Genomic DNA, 20,784 nt, shown 5'->3' on the forward strand with positions numbered 1-20,784 from the left:
CTCACTGTTCTTCTGCTGCTGTCATTTTTCCATCCTTCATTGTCATACGGACATCTGCCATCTCCGCGATCAGAGGATTATGAGTCACCACGATCACCACATAATCCTTCTCATGGGCCAATTTGAGTAAAAGTCCCACGATGTTCTCCTCATTCTCAGTATCTAAGTTCCCTGTTGGCTCATCCGCCAGCAGGATTCTGCCGCCTGCTGCCATCGCTCTTGCGATTGCCACTCTCTGCTGTTCGCCGCCGCTCATCATCTTAGGATACTGGTTCAGGATTTTTTCGCTTAACCCCACCTCTTCCAAACATTCTGCGGCCTTCTTTTTGGCCTCTTTGCGCGGTATGCCCTTAAGTTCCAGCGGATACATCACGTTCTCCCATGCTGTCAGCAGAGGGAACAAATGGAATGCCTGATAGACAACGGATACCTGTTTCCGTCTGTATGCATCCCTGTCTATTTGTGCAATATCCTCTCCATCTACAATGATTCGCCCCTCTTTGGGGCTGTCAAGCCCTGCCAGAAGAGATAAAAAGGTACTTTTCCCACTGCCGGATTCCCCGGTGACCGCATATAATTTCCCCGACTCAAAGGTACAGGACACCTGCTTTACTGCCTCGATTGTCTGATACTTGTTCTGATAAGAATAGCTTACATTTTCTACGATAATTCTCTCCATATCTCCCTCTCAATCTCTGTGTGACAACACAGCTGCTACGCTGAATCTTCCGAACATTCCCATGGATACCGCCGCTCCCAGTGCATAACAGATGAGGAATAATCCCCATATGGAAAAGGCACTGCCTGCATCTGCTGTATGGAATAATAGTCCTATCATCGTTCCCACTACCGAACCCGCTGCAGCCAACAGGATATGCTCCATAAAAAACAGAATGCTTCCTTCTCTTCTGCTCGTTCCAAGTGCACGCATGATTGCATATTCCTCACGCCTGCCTGAAAGCAGCAGATTGGGAACAATATAGCCCAGCATCATGACTACCAGAAATACAAAGGGCAGAAATCCTTCCAATAATGACAGGCTTTTCTGCAGACTTGTCACAGATTCGATAAAGACCGCATCGTCCATCTTCAGTCCAGCACCTGCATAGGAATGTGCCGCCCCCTGAACCACAGATTGAAGCCCTGCCTCCTTCATTTCCTTTTTCAGTGCATTGAGTTTCATCGGATTCTTCACCTGAAAAGACAAGGATGATGCAAAATACGGTTTCTGATTTTTTTCAAAAATCTGCTTTGCATTCTCCAGAGGAATGAGGATATCCGGTTTTGCTATTTCTGCGTCCAGGCCTGTAAAATCTGCTGTTCCGACGATTTCACTCTGAATCGGTTCCAGTTTCTCACTGTACAGAGATACTCCTGAAATGTCCTGGTAATACCGTTGTAGTGAAAGAGAAAGTATATCCCCCAGCTTCATATCCTGTTGTTTGGCAATCTCCTGATTCACGATACAGACATCCTGTTCCTTTTGAAACTTCTCCCAGTTCCATCCCTCTGACCAAGCAATCTCTTTTTCCTTAAATCCATCGATACATCCCGTAGTATTCACGCCTTCGATCCAGTAGCTTTCTCCAGGTACGTATGCCTGTGAATACGATTTTTCTTCTTCCTTTTCTTCCTGACTTTCTTTTCCATTTGGAAAACCAATCAGTTCTACTCCTTCGTTGATATCCTTCGTATAGTTCGACTGATAGACCGCGTCAAGCACCTCTTCCCGGATGAACAGACCCGAATTCTGGTCTTCTGCCACATTCCATATCTCTGCTTTTATGGGAAGATTCTTTGGCAGGTTCTCGATCTGCTGCCTTGCACTGTTCAGATTTCCCATATAAACAGTCATTACCACAACAATGAATAGACTAACTGAAACATTCAGTATACTCTTTGCGCGGTGCCGCTTTATATTCACCACAATTGTATGTATGCCGCTGAAAAATCTGCGTCGTCTTTCCGGTATTTTTGTCTCTGCAACAGGTCTTAATTCTCTCTTGCAGATGATCTTTGTTTTTCCCGACATCTGGCCCGATCCCTCTGAATCGCTCTGAACTGCCTGATTTTCTTCCAATACCCGGACTGCTGTGTATACAGCCTTATCCAGCTTAAAAACAGGGTACATTCCACCCTCCACCAGTTCGAACTTCATTCCATTCTTCACAGCATATTTTTTCAATTCTGCCTCAAAAGCTCCTGCCGTGTTAATCTCCTGCTCTGTGTAAAAAGAGAACTGGCGCTGCTGTTCCTCCTGTGACACCTGCTTATAGTCATCGATGATTTTGGCGAACATGCCCCCGTTTCGAGACATATTTTCCATCTTTTCCAGATAATCGTCTACATCGATCACCTCTGCTTTTTCCTTATGGATACTCACACACACATCAATCGCCGCCTGCAGCTGCCTCTGCTGTTTTAACAAGGCCTCCTGTTGACGTATCGCCGCTTCTTTTAAGGACACTTCCTCATTCAGAACGCTCTCAATTTCCTTCAACGGCATATCCAGCATCCGAAGCATCTTGATCAGCTTTAACCGCCGCACATCCTCCTTCGAATAATCCCGGTAGGCATTCCCAGTCTCTCTGGCCGGCTCTAAGAGCCCCTGTCTCTCGTAATAACGAATATTCTGCCGGGTGATTCCTGTCAGTTCCTCTACCTGTTTCGTATTCAAACGGCCACCCCCTTACACATTTCATTTTGTACCGCATGTTCAAAATTGTCTGTAAAAATGAATTCGTGTTTTCACTTTTAACTGACTTTATGTACTTATCTTAAGGGGTGCAGTGGGTATACAGTCAAGCTTTTTAGGAAAAATTCCAGCATTTCCTTAAAATAATTCTTCCTCTTGCGTAAAGTGCGCAACCCCCGGAAACCAAAAACAAGTATAGGTGATAAACCCATACTTGTTTTTTTCACTGACCTACTATTCCTCCAGCATAGTCACCCGGACTGTATACTGCTTCTTTTCTCCTGGCTCTAAAAATTTCAGCATCCCGCTTCTTCTCATGACATCTCTTCCATCAGGATAACAATTGCCGCATTCCAGTCCCAGGACATAATCCCTGACTCCCATCATCTTCCACTCCACAAATCCGTCCAGCGCTCTCGGATCGAACTGGATCTTCAGCCCTTGTTTTCGTTTGGGCTGATAGATCGAGGCCATTCCCTGCCCTTCGAATTTATGGTAGTAGCATCTTTCCACATAGCCTGCCTGTGGGACTTCCATTTTCAGACAGTTTTCTATATCTTCCCTGGCATGTTCGTCTCTTGCTGTAACTTGAGTGGAAGGTATCTCTACGATACTGTCCTCATCCAACAGTGGATATCCCATATTCATATGATATAGGATTTCAAAAGGCTGTCTTACATCTCCCCGATTCTCTATTGTATCGGTAATCGTAAACTCATTTTCCGACAGGCTCAGCTTTATCTCTCTGTTCAGTCTCAATTTCCGTGCAAAAATAGCCTCGTCATATACGACCGCATTCACAACAAGCGCATCTTCCTCTTGATACCAATAAGCCTGATCCGCAGGCATATTTGCGATCGAACCATGCAAAGGAAGCACCTCCCCCTCATCGATGCATGGGCTTCCTACTGCCTCAAGTCCGCAGGTCGTCAGAAATCCAGCAGTAAATGATTTCAGCCAGTTCGACTCTGTCCTGTCAAAATACGCCGGTGCCACATAACCACAAGGGGAAAAGTAGGACATATTCATTCCCCGAAAACGCAGTCTGGAGATATCTGCCGCCCGGTCCAGAGAAATCGTCATCTCTATCCCTGTTCCGTTATTCAGCTCCAAAAGACGCATTCCATCTCCTTTTCCGCCTACAAGCCTGTGTTCTTCTATTCCTGCTATTTGTGAATCATGTCCAATATATGGATTCATACAATCTCCCACCTTTTCTTTGCATTATACTAACGGTCTGACCGCCTGATAAAGCTTCTTATATTTTTCATAGACTCTCTGGTATTTCTCATGCATTTCCGGCCTTGGTGTATATGTCGCCCGTTTGTCTACCATATGAGAGGCAGCCTCTGTAAGGTCCTGAAAGCATCCTACAGCTATCCCTGTCAGCATAGCGCTGCCTACCGTTCCTGCATCCACCGTCGCCAATGCAGTAATCGGTACATTCAGCATGTCCGCTTTCATCTGCATCCAGACCTTGGAATGCGCACCTCCGCCAGTCGCATGGAGCATGTCGAACTGAACACCACAAGCCTGCAGGTAGTCCATATTCAACATCATTTCATATACGACCCCTTCCATACAGGCCCGGTAGATTTCACTGACTGTAGTTCCCGTAGTCAATCCCAGAACAGCTCCTTTTGACCCGGTATCCATATATGGGGTTGCTGCCCCTGCAAAATGGGGAAGCACAAGCATACCGGTTGGACTCTCAGACTCATTCTCCAGCAATTGGTTCACCGATATTCCTTGTTGATCCGCAATTTCCTTCTCTTTCTTTGCCAGTGTATCTATACACCATTGAATCAGGGCCCCACCTGTATAGGAAAAAGCATAACAAACGTATTTTCCCGGTATCACATAAGGCACCACAGAATAATTTCCCCGATACATCGCATCCAGATCTGGCAGGCCGTCAAAGACCGGTGTGATACATTCAACTGTACCCGCACCATCTACTGCCTTATCAGAAGTAAATACCCCTGCGCCGACTGCAGCTGCTACCTGGTCATGACTGATTGCAACAATCTGTGTATGTACAGATAATCCTGTTTTTCGAGCCGCATGTTCCGTAACAGTTCCAATTGCAGTTCCTGTGGGAACTGTTTCTGACATCAACTCCATATTTATATCTGCTGCCTTGAATATTTCCCTGCTCCACTCTAAAAATGTAATATCAAAAGCCATCGTCCGGGTCGCCAGGGAATAATCTATTTTTGCCTGTCCAGTCAGTAAAAATATTACGTAATCTTCCATAAGAAAGATATGTCTGGCCTTTTCATATATCTTTGGATGGTTTCTTTTTATCCACATCATTTTTGAAATACTATACATCTCATGAGGCTTAAGTCCTGTTATAGAAGCAATAAATTTTCCTCCTAGTCTTTCTTCCAGCCCCTGCACTCTGCCGCCCCTCTAGGGTCTGTATACAGCATTGCCTTGTGTAGAGGTCTTCCCTCTTCATCTGTCATGACAAAACTTTCTCCAAAGCTGGTCACACCAATTCCAGCTATGTCTGGATACTTGCCGCTCATTTTTTGAATAACAGCATATACACCTTCCATGATTGCTTCCACGTCTACTTCGTGTTCACTGCTTCCTCTGGTAACCGGATAGTCCCGATACGCCTTATCCAAATATTTTCCCTTTTCATCAAATACGGTAAGCTTACAGCCTGTTGTACCTATATCTAATCCTGCTATTTTCATCTTCCTTTTCCTCCGTCTGGTGAATGGATTCGTAATGTAAGCTTAAAGACTTACTTCATTGCAAAGATTTTCATCGCCTCCAGGCAGTTCTTCTTCATCGCGCCTGTTCCCCATTGTACAATGTCGTGATAGAGGATCGGCACATCCTGGCTGCTCTCTACTAGAGAATAACAGTATTTATACTCTTTCCCCTTGTGAACTACAGGGATGCAGCCCAAGCGGAACTGATCCGCTACTGTTTCTCCTCCCGCAATCGCCATATACGTATAATAGTTCACCTTTCGGACACCTTTTCGAATTGCTTCCTGAAAATCCTCCTTTTTCACTCCAGAGCCTCCATGCATAACAACTGGGATATCCGCTCTTCTGCGCACCTGCTCCACAACATTCAGATCCAGTCTCGGTTCACTGACATAGACTCCATGTGTTGTCCCAAAGGAACAGGCGAGGGCATCGATCCCGGTCTCCCCCACAAACCTTTGTGCCTCTGCCGGATCCGTATAGATTTTTTCAGGATCTATTCCTGCACTTCCCGATGCGCCTGTCTCCCTGCGTCCCATACTGCCTATCTCAGCCTCTACGGAAGCCCCTGTCCGGGATGCCATTGCGACCACCATCCGGGTATTCGCTGCATTCATATCATATGGTAAGGTGGAACCGTCATACATAACAGAAGTAAATCCCATATCGAGCGCCTTGTAAATATAATTCAGACTCTCTCCATGATCAAGATGTACTCCTACCGGTACCTTTGCTTTCTTTGCCATCTCAATCATGATCGGCCCGATTATCTTGAGCGGCATGATCTCCTCATGTCCCTGGGCATGTTGGATAATAACTGGCACGTCCATCTCCTCTGCCGCCTGTATCACTGCCATAATCGCTTCAAGGTTTGGAGTATTAAATGAGCCCACAGCGCATTTACTCGCTTCACACAGGTTTAAAATCTCTTTTAAAGTAACTAGCAATTTTTCTCTCTCCTTTTCCAATTTTCATTGAAATCATTTAATTGCAATACTATAAATATTCCGTTATAATAACTTTATAACATTTACTTATGATTTATTTTCTTTTAATTATTATTTATTTTCGAAATTATTCGAATTATTTACGTAATTATACTTATTTCACATACTAAGACGGTTCATTTAACTGAAAAATTATAAGAATGCGCCAATATCATAAAAATGGAGGTAATACTATGACACTTAATCTTGAACTGGAATCATTGGAAAATATTATAAAAGACTTCTACAATGTGACGCACATCCGTTCCTCTATCTATGACGGAAATTATTCCAAGATTCTCTCCTATCCAAAAGAGCACAGTCCCATTTGTTCGATCATGCATAGCAACGAGAAAACCAGACATTTCTGTTCCCAGAGCAACCAAAATGCGTTCGAACAATGCAAAAAGGAAAAAAAGGTGATTATATACACCTGTCATATGGGGCTCTCCGAGGTTGCCGCACCGCTATGGGATAATGATATCATCATTGGATATATTGTTTTTGGACAGATCATCCGTTCACCTGCCGAGACCAGTCTGACAGAATCGATCCAGAAAAAATGTCAGGAGTATGGAATCGATATCCAAAATATTCCTGAATTAGTATCACAGATCGATCTCAGGACCGAAAAAGAGATTCTCTCCATCGCCCACCTTATGGAGGCCTGCACCTGTTACATCATGTACCGTGAAATCATGCGTCTCAACCGGGGAAGCTTTATCATGAAGCTGGATGAGTATATCAATAACCATCTGCACGATAAGATCACAGCCTCCGCGCTTTGTCAGGAATTCTACATGAGCCGTACAAAGCTCTATGATACCCTCAACGATACCGTACATATGAGTATTGGCCGCTATGTTAAACGAAAACGAATCGACCGGGCCAAACAGCTCCTTGCTGACACAGATATGACCATTTTGGAAATCGTGGAACAGACAGGATTTAATAATTACAATTATTTCTGTCAGGTCTTTAAAAAGGAGGTCGGTATGACAGCTAACCAATATCGCTCACAAGCCGCAAATTAATGTCCAAAAGGGCTGCTGCCTTTTCCTATACTACTTTTCGCACAGCCTAACAGCAGCCCGATCTTATTCCCTTTCGTCTTTGTTCACGCTCACGATTACGGAACTAACATGACCTTAAATGCATCTGGATCTTTTTCTGCCACCTCAAATGCCTTTTCCCAGTCCTCCAGCTTAAATGTATGTGAAATCAGCCCCTCTGTATAAATAGAGCCGTCTAATATGCTCTTCATGACTGGCTCATAACAATATGGTCCCAGGTGCGCCCCATAAATTTCAATTTCTTTTCCATCTCCGATATCATTCCAATCCACTGTGATCGCCTTTGGGAAAACACCGAACTGTACATATCTGCCGCAGAAACGGATTGCATCCATTCCCTGAAGTACACTCTTTTCACTGCCCGATGCTTCAATATATACATCGCATCCATAACCATCTGTCAGCTTTCTGATTTCTTCTCCAATATTTACTTCCATCGGATTCAGCACGATATCTGCACCACATTTTAAAGCCTTGTCCAATCTCTTCTGCCGAAGATCCAAACCGACGATCAGCCTGGGCTGTTGTTTCCTTGCTACACTGACCATTCCCAGTCCGATTGCGCCAAGTCCGCTGATCACGACTACATCATTGTGCTGAATCTTCGCCCTCTCCACTGCATGCATCGCACAAGCAAGAGGTTCGATCAAAACAGCCTGCTCTAATGTCAGTCCTTCTGGTATCTTGTGATGGATTCCTTCTTTGCTGAATTTCATATACTCTGCAAATCCGCCCTGCGCATCTTTTTTAAAGCCGTAAATATAATGCCGATGGCACATGGAATAATAACCTGCTTTACAGAATCTGCATTCTCCACAGGGAACCATCTGCTCCGATACCATTCGGTCTCCCTCTTTGACTCCAGTTACGTTCTTCCCATATTTTACTACCCGGCCCACAAACTCATGGCCGCCGATCACAGGTGCCTCAATATAACGGTTCTCCGGTGTGGTTCCCCAGACCCTCACACCGCCGTGGTAAGTTTTTACATCACCTGCGCAGATTCCACAGCCTTCTATTTTTACTAATATTTCATCATCATCAATTTCCGGTACTGGTACATCTTCATATCGGAAATCATATGGTGCATGCATTCTAAGTGCTTTCATTGTCTCTTTCATGATAAACATCTCCTTTTAGTTTGTAGTTTTATTTGTCACACGCTGAAGCAATACGGCAAATATGATGATAATCCCTTTGATGACATCCTGTGGATAAGAGGGTACCGCAAGCAGATTCATAATATTTCCGATCAGGGCCAGTACAAGAACACCAACGACCGTCTTCACAGGTGAACCTACACCACCGCTTAAGCTCGCTCCTCCAATCACACAGGCTGCTATACAATCCAGCTCCAGTCCATTTCCGACTGCTGGGGAGCCTATTCCGGTCCTGGAACATGCAATAATCCCTCCGATTGCCGAGCAAAATCCTGAAATTGCATAGGTCGCCATTTTAATCGGCATTGTATTGATTCCCGCAAGATGTACGGCCTCCTCATTACTTCCTATCGCAATGGTAATTCTGCCGAAAGATAGATAATTTGTGACGAACCATGCAGCCACTACGATAATGACTGCAATCACTGCAAGCCAGGTGAGCCATGAAAATATCTTAGCCGTTCCCAGAACGCTGATTGAATTGACAGGTGTCATGATCGGTGAACCATTTGAGATCATATAGGCAATTCCTCTTGCCATGGTCATCATTGCCAAGGAAGCCACAAAGGGTGCCATGTCTGTTCTGGCAACTAAGAACCCTGTGAATGTTCCGCAGGCGGTTCCAACAAGAAGACTGATCAGACAAGCCGGGACTACGCCCCATCCCCATGAATTTAGGGAATAAGCAGAAAGAACACTGCCGATCGCAACAATTGATCCCACAGAAAGATCGATTCCGCCTGTCAGTATCACAAACAGCATACCGATGGAAACAATGACCGTACTTGCATACTGCTGACAGATGTTCACCAGATTGCTCAATGTCAGAAAGTCTCTGGAAACAACAGAACAGACGATAAATAATACTAATAGGATCAGATATGTATTATTTTTTAGTATGAAATTTTTCACACTGAAGTTTGATTTACTTTTTTCTTGTGCCATTTATTTTTCTCCTCCCATCGCCGCAAAAATAATATTATCTTCACTAAACTCATCACGGCTCAAAGTCCCGCGTATTCTCCCCTGGTGCATTACGATGATATCATCGCACATCCCCATGAGCTCGGGCATCTCGGAAGAGATCATGATGATAGCAAGCCCGGCCTTTGCTAGTTGGTTGATACAATGGTAAATTTCTGTTTTTGCCCCTACATCTACGCCTCTTGTAGGCTCGTCAAAAATGATACATTTACAATCCGCCGCAAGCCACTTCGCCAAAGCGACCTTTTGTTGATTTCCGCCGCTTAGGCTGGATGCCGGATTTTCGATTGATGTATATTTAGTATTGATCTTTGCCAACAGCCCTTTCACAAAATCCGTTTCTTTTTTTGAATTAAAAATCCCGCTCTTTTGTGCCTTTTCCATGGCAGTGATCGAGGTATTCATTTTAATGCTCTGTTCCAGAAGAACACCCTGGCGCTTCCTGTCTTCAGGCAGCATTCCCAGTTTTGCCCTGACTGCCTGTTTCGGTGACTTAAAGTGGACCGATTTTCCCAAGAACCGGATATTTCCAGACTCCCATTTATCTGCGCCGAAAATGGCACGCATTGTCTCTGTTCTTCCTGCTCCAACGAGCCCATAAAATCCAAGCACCTGTCCCGCTTTTACAGAAAAGCTGATATCCTGCACAAGCTCAGATCCAGTCAAATGCTCTACTTCCAGTATGGTATCCCCAATTTCTGCGTTCCGTTTTGGAAACATCTGATTCAATTCACGTCCGACCATCTTTCGGATCAGGCCGTCTTTGTCAATGCTTCCTGCTGGAATGCAGTCCACAAATGCCCCATCCTTCATCACTGTGATTGTATCGCACAATTCAAAAATCTCTTCCAAACGGTGAGAAATATATATAATACTGACTCCGTCTGCTTTTAACTTTTTCAACAATGTAAAAAGCTTTTGAATTTCTTTTACCGTTAAAACTGCCGTTGGTTCATCCAGAATCAGTACCTTTGCATTTCTGGAAATAGATTTACAGATTTCTACTACCTGCTGATAGGCAACGCTCAGATTGGAGACCTTAGTTCCCGGATTGATCTCATCAAATCCCATCTCAGACAATAGACGCTCTGCTTCCTTTGTCAGACGTTTCCATTTGATGATCTTTCCTTCCTGATTTAATCTGTCAATAAATATATTTTCCGTAACAGTCAATTCCGGCGCCAGCATAAATTCCTGATAGATTGTCGCTATTCCTGCCAGCTTTCCTTCCTTCGGAGTCGAGAAATGAACCTCCTGCCCCTCTATCTTCACAATACCGCCGTCTCTTTGGAGTGCACCCGCAAGTACCTTCATCAGGGTAGATTTTCCTGCGCCGTTCTCCCCAATTAATGCATGGATCTCTCCTGGCTTCACCCTTAGCTGTGCACCGTTCAATGCATAGACGCCGGAGAATGCTTTTTTAATATCCTGCATTTCAATCCGATATTCTTGATTTTCCATCTTATTCCTCCCGGCTACTTTCTAATATCGGGGGATGCCGTTTTTAACAGCATCCCCCTCATTTGGTCCTATTTTTTAGAATAATGCATCCGGACTGTAGAACTCATCTACGTTGTCAGGGTTAATGCAGTTTGCCGGTGTTTTTGTGTATTTCTCATATCCTTCTGGATCAGCTCCATTTACAAGGATATCTTCTGCAATACCTACTGCGGTCTCTGCTACGACCTTCGGATTGTTTTCTCCAGTTGCTTTGTAAGATGTTCCCTTTTTAATTAATTCATATGCTTCTTTTTGTCCGTCAGCAGCTGCTGCCAGGACCACTTTATCTGTCAATCCAGCATTCTCCACAGCTGTCATAGCGCCCATTACCATAGCATCATTTTCTCCAAATAAGAAGTTGATATTTGGATTTGCGACGATCAAGTCTTCTGCTGCTGCCAATCCGCCGTTCGCATTCCAGTCGCCCCAGCCGACACCGCGGATTTCAAAATTAGCATCGTCATTCTTTGCAGAACCGTTACTGATCAGTTCAGCCTCCATCTTTTCTGCTGCATCCCATGCTTCATCCTCTGTACATCCTGAACGTGTTTCAATCACGCCGCAGATAACACCAGTACGTCTTTCCTGACCTGCATAGACACCCTTCTGGCCTGCAATCAGCACTGCGGAGATCAGTTCGTCTTTATCAAAGCAGTTCGCACCGACCCAGAGGCCGACTTCACGTCCATTCTGAAGGTTATCAGAGAATACTGTCGTTACATTGTTTGCTGATTCTCCACAACTGTTATCGCAGCAGATAACAGGGATTCCAGCATCATGTGCTTTATTGATGGCTGCTACTGCGCCTTCTGGATCATATGGATCCATGAAGATCAGGTCATATCCCTGTGTGATAAATGTATCCATATTTTCAGCTTCCTTAAGTGTGTCAGAGTCTGCATTCAGGGTGGTTACGCTCCATCCCTTGTCTTCACAGAAATCTGTAATATGTGTGGACAATGCTGTGAAATATGCTCCATCTAATGTTTTCATGGAAATACCGACCTTAAAGTCCCCGTCCTTTTTCTCTGTCTTTTCTGTCGTCTCCTCTTTCTGTGTCTTATCCTCAGTTGTCTTTTTTTCTCCTCCCGAACATGCAGCTAATGAAAATACCATCACACCTGCTATTAAGATACTTAATAACTTCTTTTTCATATCATTCTTCTCCTCTCATACCTCATTGGATGTCCACATCCAATAAGTGCAGAATATAGAACAGTCCGGCCGGAACGTTCATTATGCTTCATTTTTAGGAAGCTTTAATCATGATGTAATTGTATAATATATACATTTAGGGGTACTTTTCAATAGACTTATAGTTATTATGTACAAAATTATAGAAATATGGACGTTTTCATAGTGTTATTTTAACAAAAGAATTCATATGGCAGATATCCTCATAATCCCTCCGCTACTTTCTTCGTGCATAACCTTACATTTACCTTACATTTCTGCTACAAACCCAAATCTCCCGAATTTGCGTGATATAATGTAAGAAACTGCAAAGGGGGCAGGCCACTTTGCTCTCCGTTTTTAGAATATTCTTAAGTTAAGAGAGGATGATTTGTGATGACATATGATTACCTGAAGGAAAAGAAGCTCCTGTTAGTGGACGATGAGAAGGATTTACTGACGATGCTCGTTTCAATCTTAAGCGAGGCAGGATACCATAATATTCAGACAGCTTCTACTGTGAAGGAAGCTTTGGATATCTGCCGGAAATGGCAGCCGCAGCTTGCTGTGCTGGATGTGATGCTGCCTGACGGAGATGGGTTCTCTCTTTTAAAAGAAATCCGTAGGACTCAGGACTTCCCTGTTCTTTTCCTGACGGCACGGGGGGAGGACGAAGATAAGTTCGAGGGGCTTGGAATCGGGGCCGATGATTATATGGTAAAACCGTTCCTTCCAAAAGAATTGATTCTGCGTATCAATGGAATTCTTCGGCGATGCTATAAGGAGGAAACTCCACTTGTGCATCTTGCATACTGCTCGATCGATTTCGAGCGGGCCGAAATCATCCGTGAAGACGGACATCTGCCGCTCACCGCAAAGGAGTATGAACTTTTATCCGCCCTCTCTCGCAATGCCGGGCGTATCGTAACGATTGATATGCTCTGTGAAGCACTCTGGGGCGATAATCCTTATGGTTATGAAAACTCCCTGATGGCCCACATCCGAAGAATCCGTGAGAAGATCGAGCAGGTCCCTTCACAGCCAGAATCCTTAATCACGGTAAAGGGACTCGGATATAAACTCATCACAAAGGAGGGACACAAGTGAAAAGCATTCCAAAATTAATTCGCCGCTTTTTCAGTGTACTGCTGATTTCACTGTTCCTGATCCTGTTTTTGAATTTCGCACTCCTTTACCTGGTCACTGCCCGTTCACGGGCCAATGCCGGGGGATGGGATATGGCCGACAAGGTCTCTGCCGCCCTGATTAAAAACGAGAATGGACAATACATACTCGGGACAAATGAGGGGCAGGACATGGGGCAGATATTGAAAACAGGAAATACCTGGGCCATTCTCATTGATAAGAACAACCTGGAGGTCACCTGGCACAGTGAAGATCTGCCTTCGGAAATTCCTTTAAAATATGACATCAACATGATTTCTTTTTTATCCCGCGCCTATTTAAAGGATTATCCCACAACCACCAGCAACCATTCGGATGGCCTGATTGTACTTGGTTTTCCAAAAGACCGCTACTGGAAGCATATATATAATACCTTCGACTATCAGATCATCGCGAATGCCCCTAAACTGCTCTGGTTGTTCCTGACGGTAAACCTGTTCCTGATCCTGTTCATTTATCTGACCGTTACAACAAAACTACTGAAAACATTGGGCCCCATTGTTGACGGAATCCAGACGCTGCCGGATGGCCAGGAGGTCTATATCAAAGAAATAGGATTGTTCTCAGAAATTGCCCAGGCCATCAACCGTACCTCGGAAAAACTAAGAACACAGGAGCGGAAGCTTCGAAAACAGGAACAGGCAAGAGCCAACTGGATTGCAGGTGTATCCCATGACATCCGCACACCGCTCTCCATGATTATGGGATACGCAGGACAATTAGAGGACTCCCCTGCCCTCAATCAAGAGCAGCATGAAAAAGCGGCCGTGATCCAGCAGCAGAGTATTCGGATGAAAAATCTGATCAACGACCTGAACCTGGCCTCCAAACTGGAATACAATATGCAGCCGCTCCACACAGAGCTGTCTGATATCATCCCCATCATCCGGCAGACAGTCGTTGACTTTATGAATCTGGATGTAGAAAATAAATTCCCAATCGACTGGGAAATAGATGAGTCCCTGACTATGTGTATGGCACTTGCCGATAAGGAGCTCTTAAAACGTGCCGTATCCAACCTGATCATCAACGCGCAGGTACACAATCCGCAGGGCTGTATCCTCCATATTTCCGTGATCTATCAGGATGAGATCTGCAGCATCTTGGTAGAGGACGACGGCATCGGAATTTCAGAGGAACAGCTCCTGGCACTAAAAAATACTCCCCACTATATGCTCTGCGACAGCAACACCAATGGACAGCGCCATGGACTGGGCCTAATGATCGTCCGCCAGATTGCACAGGCACACGGAGGAACTTTGGAATTTGACCACGGGAAAAATGGAGGATTCCTGGCTGTCATCCGTATCCCTGCATTTTTATCTTAGAGAAGCTATCATTTTCTTTCTTCCAGACAACAGAAAAAACGGATGTTGATCACTCAACATCCGTCCCTCTGCAAAAGACCTTTTTCCACATAAACCTGACCGCTAAAAACAGAACCGCCGCGATCAGCACCGCTTTGATAAAAGCGGAGTATTTTCCAATATATACAAGCACGACTTCCCAGGAAGCTCCTAAAATTGCCCCCAGCGAGACCAGAATGATGTTCCAGACTGTACTTCCGATCATCGTATAAGTTAGAAAAACAGGCATATTGATTCCTGCCATCCCCGCCGGAACCGAGACCAAACTGCGGATGATCGGAACACATCTGCCCAGAAGGATTGCTTTTTTCCCATGTTTATCGAACCAGCGGATCGTTTTCTCCACATCTTCCTTCTCAAATCCGAGTACCCGAAAGAGCTTCCCCTTTGTCAATGCCTCCAGCCGCTGCGGATTTAACGCAGTCCCGACCCAATACAGCACAAGAGCCCCTATTGTAGAACCTAATGTAGAAAAAATCACGACTCCCGGCACCGTCAGCCGGGTATACGTCGTCATAAAACCTCCGAAAGTCAGAATCACCTCTGACGGAATCGGGGGAAATATATTCTCCACAGCAATCAGAAAACAAACTCCCAGATACCCAAACTGGTTCATGACCTGAATAATAAATTCCTGCATACACCTATTCCTGACCTCATATACTTCTGTAAAATAAGTATATGAGAAAAGTGCCAAATCATTCCTCATCCAAGAATATCCACATGGACTTTCCTTAACTTAAGTTGCTATTCTCTGAAATTAAAATCAACACGCAGAAAGTATTTTCATCATAACTGATTTCCATCGTCCCTCTATACCGTTTTACCACATCTCTTACATTCTCAATTCCAATTCCATGTGATTTTGTATTTCTCTTCCAAGTCTTATAGTGTCCCTCCTCTACCTGGATTTCTTGATTTTTAGAGTTCGAAATCTCATAACTAAAATATCCATTCTCCATACATCTGGCTTTCACAGAAATCCTGCGCTTGTCTTGCTCCACCTTCATGCAGGCCTCAATCGCATTATCTAATGTATTGGAAAAAATCGTACAGATATCCAGGTTATCCAGGAACCAAAGGGCATCGATCTCTATGTTGAAAAAACAGTCGATTCCCTGTTCTACTGCCCGATTATACTTCGAATTGATTACTGCATTGACAATACTGTCCTTACAAAAGGTCCGGCTTCTCGCCCGAAGCTGCCCCGACAGATTCCGAAAATATTCCTTGGCTTCGGCTTCCTTTCCGTCCTCCAAAAGCTCTGACACAACACTGAAATGATTATTCATATCATGCCGAAACTTCCTGATTTCTATCTGATTTGCTTCTAGTTCTTGATAATAATCCTGTTGAAGCTTTAAATTCTTCTCAACTAATTTTCCGCGGACATGCTCCGCCAGATAGTATACAAGACGAATTGCAGAAATATTTGTGATCATACACGCCAGCATACAGAGCCAGATTTTATAGCTCTGCTCCGGTGTATAGTATACGCAGCTAATCACCGCAGCCAGGGAAGCCAGACAGATTGCATCTAAAAGCAGCCATGAACGGGTATCCAAAGCCTGCGTCATTTCCCGGAATTTCTTTTTGGAAATCCGGGAGAATATAAACCAGAACAAGACCTGCCACAAAATCATGACATTCGAAACCATCGTATTGGCAAGTTGATTCATATGAAAATAATGGTTCCAAATCCATCCTGTCAATTCCTGTGTCAAAAAATTGAGGGATATGATAATCGGGAAAAACAAAAGAACAATCGATCCCTTTACCAATAGACTCTGTCTGAACCCAATCATCAGCACCACCAGGAACAGCGGCAGATTTGCAGTAATATTAAAAACATCCCTCGGGAAGATTACCATGATGCACATGGGACAGCAGATGAGAAATGCTGCTGCCCGGCAGAAACGATTTTTTCTCGGCTCTAAAAAACTGCAGATTGTCTGATAAAAAAACCATGTCTGCACCCAATAGAGTATAAATCCCATAAAGTCGAAGGCTGCTGCTATGATATCTATCTTATCCACTGTTCTCCTCCTAATTCAGCATCATTTTTGCGAATGCAACTGCGGTCTCCTGCTTATACGCACGGCTTACAGGTAGAGAAATACTGCCGCACTCCACACTGTTTCCCTCCAACTTATCCACAAATTTCAGATTGACCAGATATCGATTATGAATACGTACGAAATAGACCGGCATTTCTTCTTCTATTTCACTAAGTTTTCCATAAAATCTGACACTTTCCAAAAAGTTATCCACCTTTTTTGAACCTTCATCGGAAGATGTCAACACTGCTTCAACATTTCTCCCCTCGCTTCTAAAGTATACGACCTTGGAAAATGCAAGTCGCAGTGTTTTACTTTTCTGCTCCACCAGATAATATTTCTCCTTGAGAAGCCCTGCTTCTTCCATCGCCTTATCTAATACTTCCTTTATCTTTTCCTCTTTATATGGCTTCAATATGTAATGGAATGCATGGACTTCATATCCCTGGAACACAAAATCTGGATAAGCTGTCACAAATACGATGATCGTATCCTTATATTTCCTACGCAGCTCTCTTGCCGTTTCCATACCATTGCGTCCGCTCATCTCAATATCAAGAAACAGAAGATCCGGAAGAATCTTCTCCATCCCTGCAAGCAGCTCTTCCCCCGACTCATATTCCTGAATCCCATATTCTATTCCATCAAGCTGCAGCTTCGTCTCGATCACCTTACGAAGCCCTGCTCTCAACTTTCTTTCATCATCACAAATTGCGATTTCCATGTTGCTCCACCCCTTAAATTCCAACTCATTTCTAAATCTGATCTTCACCTCTTTTTGATAGACCTACATAAGGCTACCACATTCTTGATACAATTTGCAATCCTTTTTATACCTATTTTTTAACGCTGATTCTGTGTTCAAACTTGACAAAATCTATGTCAAACTTGACACTTCTTTGAATATATTATTTTCCTATCATTCGATAAAATAAAGCCATCAACTAAGAGATATCAAATAGGAGGATTCAAAAATGCTCAAAGTCAATCATTTATCAAAAAGTTATCAGACCGGTACGAATATGTACCCAGTGTTAAAGGATATTACGTTCCATGTAAATAAAGGGGAATTCGTCGCAGTCATGGGACCGTCAGGAAGCGGCAAGACCACACTGCTCAACTGTATTTCTTGTTTTATTCCTCACGATCATGGTGAAATCCTGCTCAATGACAAGAACCTGACCGGTTTGGACGAAAACAAACTTGCGGCCATCCGCAACAAACATTTAGGTTTTGTTTTCCAGGACTTCATGCTCCTTGACGGCCTCTCCGTCTTTGAGAACATCTGTCTGCCGCAGATCATAGCCAAAAAGCCGATTCCGCAGATGGAAGCCAAGGCGCAGAAATTATGCAGCTTGTTCGGAATCGAAAAAATCAAGGATAAATATCCTGCGGAAATCTCCGGCGGTGAAAAACAACGTACCGCTGTTGCCCGGGCCATGATGAATCAGCCTTATGTCCTGCTCGCAGATGAGCCCACCGGTAATCTGGACAGTAAATCCTGCAAAGCTGTCATAGATGCCTTCCTGCAGGCAAAAAATGAAATGCATACAACTATTTTCATGGTGACCCATGACAGCTATGCCGCTTCCTTTTGTGATAGAGTGATTGTTCTAAAAGACGGCGAGGTAAACCAAGAGCTTACCAAAACCGGAACACGCCGCGAATTTATGGATCAACTGTTAAATGTTTTAAGAGAACTTGGAGGTGATGATTCCCATGACGCTGCATAATATATTTTCAAAACTCAGGAAACAAAATAAGGGGCAATATCTGATGTTAGGGTTCTGTATTGCCTTATCCGTATTATTGGTCACATCCTTTGCTCTCATGTACATGGGTCCCACTGTCCAGGATATCCTGCCAGAAGGAGGAGATACCAGGAAAATGGCCTCCCTGCTCCTTGGAATCACCATTGTAGGATGCCTCATTTTTACAGTATATGCATCCGGTCTGTTCTTTCGCTATAAGAGCCGGGAATATGGTGTCCTGCTCGCACTGGGCACCCCTAAAAGAGCATTGAAGCCACTGCTTTTCCAGGAACTTGCATTCTTGACCGGAATCAGCTCCGTAATCGGTCTGATTCTTGCACTGCCAATGTCTTTTGCAATCTGGAAAATATTTGACTCCATTCTTCTATCTACAGATGCAATGAAATATCGTTTTGGTGCGAGAGGATATATTGTCGGACTCCTTTTCTGTGTGGTATTGACAGCTTTACTTTTTTTCTATGGAATGCGTTTTGTAAAAAAGACCGATATCATGGATATCCTTCGCCAGAGCCAGAAGACTGAAATGGTAAGACCGATTCCATCCTGGACAGGTAAAGTGGGGCTGATTCTGATTTTCTTGGGACTCTTTATCGCAACAGCTATCCCAACCTTGATTGCCAACTTCTTACACTATGAAGTACCTGCGGCTTTTAATCTTTTCTATCTGATAGCTCTGATCGGAATCTACATGTTTATGCTCAGCCTGGTAGCGCAGTCTTCTGCCGGACGTCATAAAGATAAGTATTACAAGAATCTGGTCTCTATCAGTATGATGCGTTTCTCAGCAAAGGCAACAACAAAAAACATGTGTGTAGCCACCTTACTTCTTTTCTGCTGCCTGTTTTCTGCCTTTTACGGAATGTATTATGCAACCCAGCCGGAGATTATGAGCATTGATAATCAAAAGGCTTTTTTGCTCCATTTTCCAATCGAAGAAAACCAGCTTACCGGAGAAGAAATCCATAGTCTGGCTGACGAATATGATATGACGATCACAGGATATGAGGAGAACGAAGCTGCTAACCTGGCGATTTCTTACTACTTCACAGACTTTTCAGATGAGACCAGCAAATATTTCAAAACAGATGGGAAACAGGCGAAGCTCGCACTCTTTTTCTCTGAGAGTGCTTTTGAACAACTGAGCGGACAGAACGTACAAGTAGACCATAACACTTATAAGACCATCACGGCTGTGGATTATAAAGAAAATATCTGGAATTTTATAGACGGCCTGTATGCCGTGACAAATCCAGATACCGACCAGACATACAATCTTTCTTATGGAGGCTCTGTAGAATTTAATGCATTATCCACGATCAGCGATCCCTATGCATTTATCCTCTCCGACCAAGACTACCAGACGATCACTGCTTCTCTGGGAACACAATATATGGAGAAAATCATCGATTTTGATGTAAAGGATGTCGAAAGCTCCTATGAGTTCGCTAAGGCTCTGGAAATGGAATATGTACAACATGCAAGCGTTCTCTCCGATTATATGGGAAATTACGACGCCATAGAGGAAAAGCATGCTTTGGAAAAGGGAGAAGAATATGAGCTTGGCGAGAGTATCGGGCTGACCCATAATATGGACAAAGTTCCTGAAGACTGGAAATATGCGCCGCAGTTCATCGTCGTCCAACATCAGGATTTTATGAAAAATATTGCTATATACGTAATGCTCTGTCTCTATATTTTCATCATCATGCTGACTTCTGTCATTATTATGAGTTATGTCAGAGGAATCAGCGTTGCGACAGAAAACCAGGCACTGTTTTTGAGCCTCTCAAAGTTAGGAGCAAACCCAGCTTACCGCAAACGAATCTTAAAACAGCAATTAAAGAAAATCTTCCAGTATCCCGCCATTATCGGATGCAGTGTTGCCTGGGTATACTCACTGCTCATGTCATACTTTAACGACTGGAGAATCGTGTCCGATGAAGTACTGAACCTTGGAAAGGTTTTCTTGCTCGCACTTCTTGTATGCACGCTCCTATATTTTGTATATACAAGGACCTACAAAAAGGCCTTAAAAATACTCGGAATGTAGTATGAAAAATTAGAATACGAAGATACAAGGAAGTCCTTCACCCGACATCCATA

General features: G+C 43.9%; 17 protein-coding genes and 1 pseudogene. 5 read left to right on the forward strand and 13 right to left on the reverse strand.

The genetic code is table 11. From position 1 onward, the window contains the following. Nucleotide 1 precedes the first annotated feature (1 nt). The 6 genes and pseudogenes from HGO97_RS03820 to HGO97_RS03840 all read right to left on the reverse strand — a co-directional run bounded on the left by HGO97_RS03820 (nt 2) and on the right by HGO97_RS03840 (nt 6,371). A complete protein-coding gene (locus HGO97_RS03820) occupies nt 2–679 on the reverse strand; it encodes an ABC transporter ATP-binding protein (protein WP_216239608.1) in 678 nt (225 codons plus the stop codon). Nucleotides 680–688: 9 nt separating this feature from the next. Further along, nucleotides 689–2,677: a MerR family transcriptional regulator gene (locus HGO97_RS03825; RefSeq protein WP_216239610.1), complete on the reverse strand. Its 1,989-nt coding sequence runs from the start codon at nt 2,675–2,677 to the stop codon at nt 689–691. 252 nt (nt 2,678–2,929) lie between these two features. After that, nucleotides 2,930–3,895, reverse strand: a complete 966-nt coding sequence (locus tag HGO97_RS03830; protein WP_216239612.1) for an aldose 1-epimerase family protein — start codon at nt 3,893–3,895, stop codon at nt 2,930–2,932. 24 nt (nt 3,896–3,919) lie between these two features. Continuing rightward, entirely contained in the window at nt 3,920–4,588 is a 669-nt protein-coding gene (locus tag HGO97_RS24490; protein WP_408610841.1) for a xylulokinase, read from the reverse strand. A 153-nt stretch (nt 4,589–4,741) separates the two neighbouring features. Then, nucleotides 4,742–5,403 (reverse strand): annotated as a pseudogene (locus tag HGO97_RS24495) (FGGY-family carbohydrate kinase); the annotation flags it as partial. A 50-nt stretch (nt 5,404–5,453) separates the two neighbouring features. Beyond that, the gene (locus HGO97_RS03840; RefSeq protein ID WP_216239614.1) at nt 5,454–6,371 is read right to left on the reverse strand and encodes a class II fructose-bisphosphate aldolase; all 918 of its coding nucleotides are present in this window, start codon (nt 6,369–6,371) and stop codon (nt 5,454–5,456) included. Nucleotides 6,372–6,604: 233 nt separating this feature from the next. Here HGO97_RS03840 and HGO97_RS03845 point away from each other — a divergent pair, with 233 nt between their 5' ends. After that, nucleotides 6,605–7,444 carry a PocR ligand-binding domain-containing protein gene (locus HGO97_RS03845; protein WP_216239617.1) on the forward strand — a complete coding sequence of 280 codons (840 nt, stop codon included), beginning with the start codon at nt 6,605–6,607 and terminating at the stop codon, nt 7,442–7,444. Between the two features lie 95 nt (nt 7,445–7,539). On the opposite strand, the gene HGO97_RS03850 is transcribed toward HGO97_RS03845, so the two are convergent. From HGO97_RS03850 to HGO97_RS03865, 4 genes are all read right to left on the reverse strand, one after another. Further along, entirely contained in the window at nt 7,540–8,604 is a 1,065-nt protein-coding gene (locus tag HGO97_RS03850) for an alcohol dehydrogenase catalytic domain-containing protein (protein WP_330654166.1), read from the reverse strand. Nucleotides 8,605–8,619: 15 nt separating this feature from the next. Continuing rightward, the gene (locus tag HGO97_RS03855) at nt 8,620–9,588 is read right to left on the reverse strand and encodes an ABC transporter permease (protein WP_216239622.1); all 969 of its coding nucleotides are present in this window, start codon (nt 9,586–9,588) and stop codon (nt 8,620–8,622) included. Continuing rightward, nucleotides 9,589–11,088, reverse strand: a complete 1,500-nt coding sequence (locus tag HGO97_RS03860) for a sugar ABC transporter ATP-binding protein (RefSeq protein ID WP_216239624.1) — start codon at nt 11,086–11,088, stop codon at nt 9,589–9,591. It abuts the gene before it with no gap. A 75-nt stretch (nt 11,089–11,163) separates the two neighbouring features. Beyond that, complete coding sequence (locus HGO97_RS03865; RefSeq protein ID WP_216239628.1) at nt 11,164–12,282, reverse strand: substrate-binding domain-containing protein; 1,119 nt, start codon at nt 12,280–12,282, stop codon at nt 11,164–11,166. A 414-nt stretch (nt 12,283–12,696) separates the two neighbouring features. Here HGO97_RS03865 and HGO97_RS03870 point away from each other — a divergent pair, with 414 nt between their 5' ends. Together HGO97_RS03870 and HGO97_RS03875 are read left to right on the forward strand one after the other, a co-directional pair. Continuing rightward, nucleotides 12,697–13,407: a response regulator transcription factor gene (locus tag HGO97_RS03870; protein ID WP_216239853.1), complete on the forward strand. Its 711-nt coding sequence runs from the start codon at nt 12,697–12,699 to the stop codon at nt 13,405–13,407. Continuing rightward, nucleotides 13,404–14,813 (forward strand): sensor histidine kinase, encoded by a 1,410-nt coding sequence (locus tag HGO97_RS03875; RefSeq protein ID WP_216239629.1) that lies wholly within the window; start codon nt 13,404–13,406, stop codon nt 14,811–14,813. The genes HGO97_RS03870 and HGO97_RS03875 overlap by 4 nt, the downstream gene beginning before the upstream one ends. A 49-nt stretch (nt 14,814–14,862) precedes the next feature. Here the strand turns inward: HGO97_RS03875 and HGO97_RS03880 are convergent, their stop codons facing one another. From HGO97_RS03880 to HGO97_RS03890, 3 genes are all read right to left on the reverse strand, one after another. Next, nucleotides 14,863–15,492: a DedA family protein gene (locus HGO97_RS03880; RefSeq protein ID WP_216239630.1), complete on the reverse strand. Its 630-nt coding sequence runs from the start codon at nt 15,490–15,492 to the stop codon at nt 14,863–14,865. A 94-nt stretch (nt 15,493–15,586) separates the two neighbouring features. After that, nucleotides 15,587–16,888: a sensor histidine kinase gene (locus HGO97_RS24160; RefSeq protein WP_216239631.1), complete on the reverse strand. Its 1,302-nt coding sequence runs from the start codon at nt 16,886–16,888 to the stop codon at nt 15,587–15,589. 10 nt (nt 16,889–16,898) lie between these two features. Further along, nucleotides 16,899–17,633 (reverse strand): LytR/AlgR family response regulator transcription factor, encoded by a 735-nt coding sequence (locus HGO97_RS03890; protein WP_216239632.1) that lies wholly within the window; start codon nt 17,631–17,633, stop codon nt 16,899–16,901. Between the two features lie 250 nt (nt 17,634–17,883). On the opposite strand from HGO97_RS03890, the gene HGO97_RS03895 reads away from it, so the two are divergent. Both HGO97_RS03895 and HGO97_RS03900 read left to right on the forward strand, forming a co-directional pair. Beyond that, the gene (locus HGO97_RS03895) at nt 17,884–18,642 is read left to right on the forward strand and encodes an ABC transporter ATP-binding protein (protein WP_216239633.1); all 759 of its coding nucleotides are present in this window, start codon (nt 17,884–17,886) and stop codon (nt 18,640–18,642) included. 43 nt (nt 18,643–18,685) lie between these two features. Next, nucleotides 18,686–20,731, forward strand: a complete 2,046-nt coding sequence (locus tag HGO97_RS03900) for an FtsX-like permease family protein (protein ID WP_246597283.1) — start codon at nt 18,686–18,688, stop codon at nt 20,729–20,731. Nucleotides 20,732–20,784 lie beyond the last annotated feature (53 nt).

The organism is Faecalicatena faecalis (assembly GCF_012524165.2).
Taxonomy (GTDB): domain Bacteria; phylum Bacillota; class Clostridia; order Lachnospirales; family Lachnospiraceae; genus Faecalicatena_A; species Faecalicatena_A faecalis.

What these genes read in the sequence shown, in the direction of transcription:
- HGO97_RS03850 (WP_330654166.1), bottom strand. Translation starts at nt 8,604, where the DNA reads ATGAAAGAGACAATGAAAGCACTTAGAATGCATGCACCATATGATTTC.
- HGO97_RS03845 (WP_216239617.1), top strand. Translation starts at nt 6,605, where the DNA reads ATGACACTTAATCTTGAACTGGAATCATTGGAAAATATTATAAAAGAC.
- HGO97_RS03830 (WP_216239612.1), bottom strand. Translation starts at nt 3,895, where the DNA reads ATGAATCCATATATTGGACATGATTCACAAATAGCAGGAATAGAAGAA.
- HGO97_RS03890 (WP_216239632.1), bottom strand. Translation starts at nt 17,633, where the DNA reads ATGGAAATCGCAATTTGTGATGATGAAAGAAAGTTGAGAGCAGGGCTT.
- HGO97_RS03865 (WP_216239628.1), bottom strand. Translation starts at nt 12,282, where the DNA reads ATGAAAAAGAAGTTATTAAGTATCTTAATAGCAGGTGTGATGGTATTT.
- HGO97_RS03855 (WP_216239622.1), bottom strand. Translation starts at nt 9,588, where the DNA reads ATGGCACAAGAAAAAAGTAAATCAAACTTCAGTGTGAAAAATTTCATA.
- HGO97_RS03870 (WP_216239853.1), top strand. Translation starts at nt 12,697, where the DNA reads ATGACATATGATTACCTGAAGGAAAAGAAGCTCCTGTTAGTGGACGAT.
- HGO97_RS03895 (WP_216239633.1), top strand. Translation starts at nt 17,884, where the DNA reads ATGCTCAAAGTCAATCATTTATCAAAAAGTTATCAGACCGGTACGAAT.
- HGO97_RS24490 (WP_408610841.1), bottom strand. Translation starts at nt 4,588, where the DNA reads ATGTATCGGGGAAATTATTCTGTGGTGCCTTATGTGATACCGGGAAAA.
- HGO97_RS03900 (WP_246597283.1), top strand. Translation starts at nt 18,686, where the DNA reads ATGTTAGGGTTCTGTATTGCCTTATCCGTATTATTGGTCACATCCTTT.
- HGO97_RS03880 (WP_216239630.1), bottom strand. Translation starts at nt 15,492, where the DNA reads ATGCAGGAATTTATTATTCAGGTCATGAACCAGTTTGGGTATCTGGGA.
- HGO97_RS03820 (WP_216239608.1), bottom strand. Translation starts at nt 679, where the DNA reads ATGGAGAGAATTATCGTAGAAAATGTAAGCTATTCTTATCAGAACAAG.
- HGO97_RS03860 (WP_216239624.1), bottom strand. Translation starts at nt 11,088, where the DNA reads ATGGAAAATCAAGAATATCGGATTGAAATGCAGGATATTAAAAAAGCA.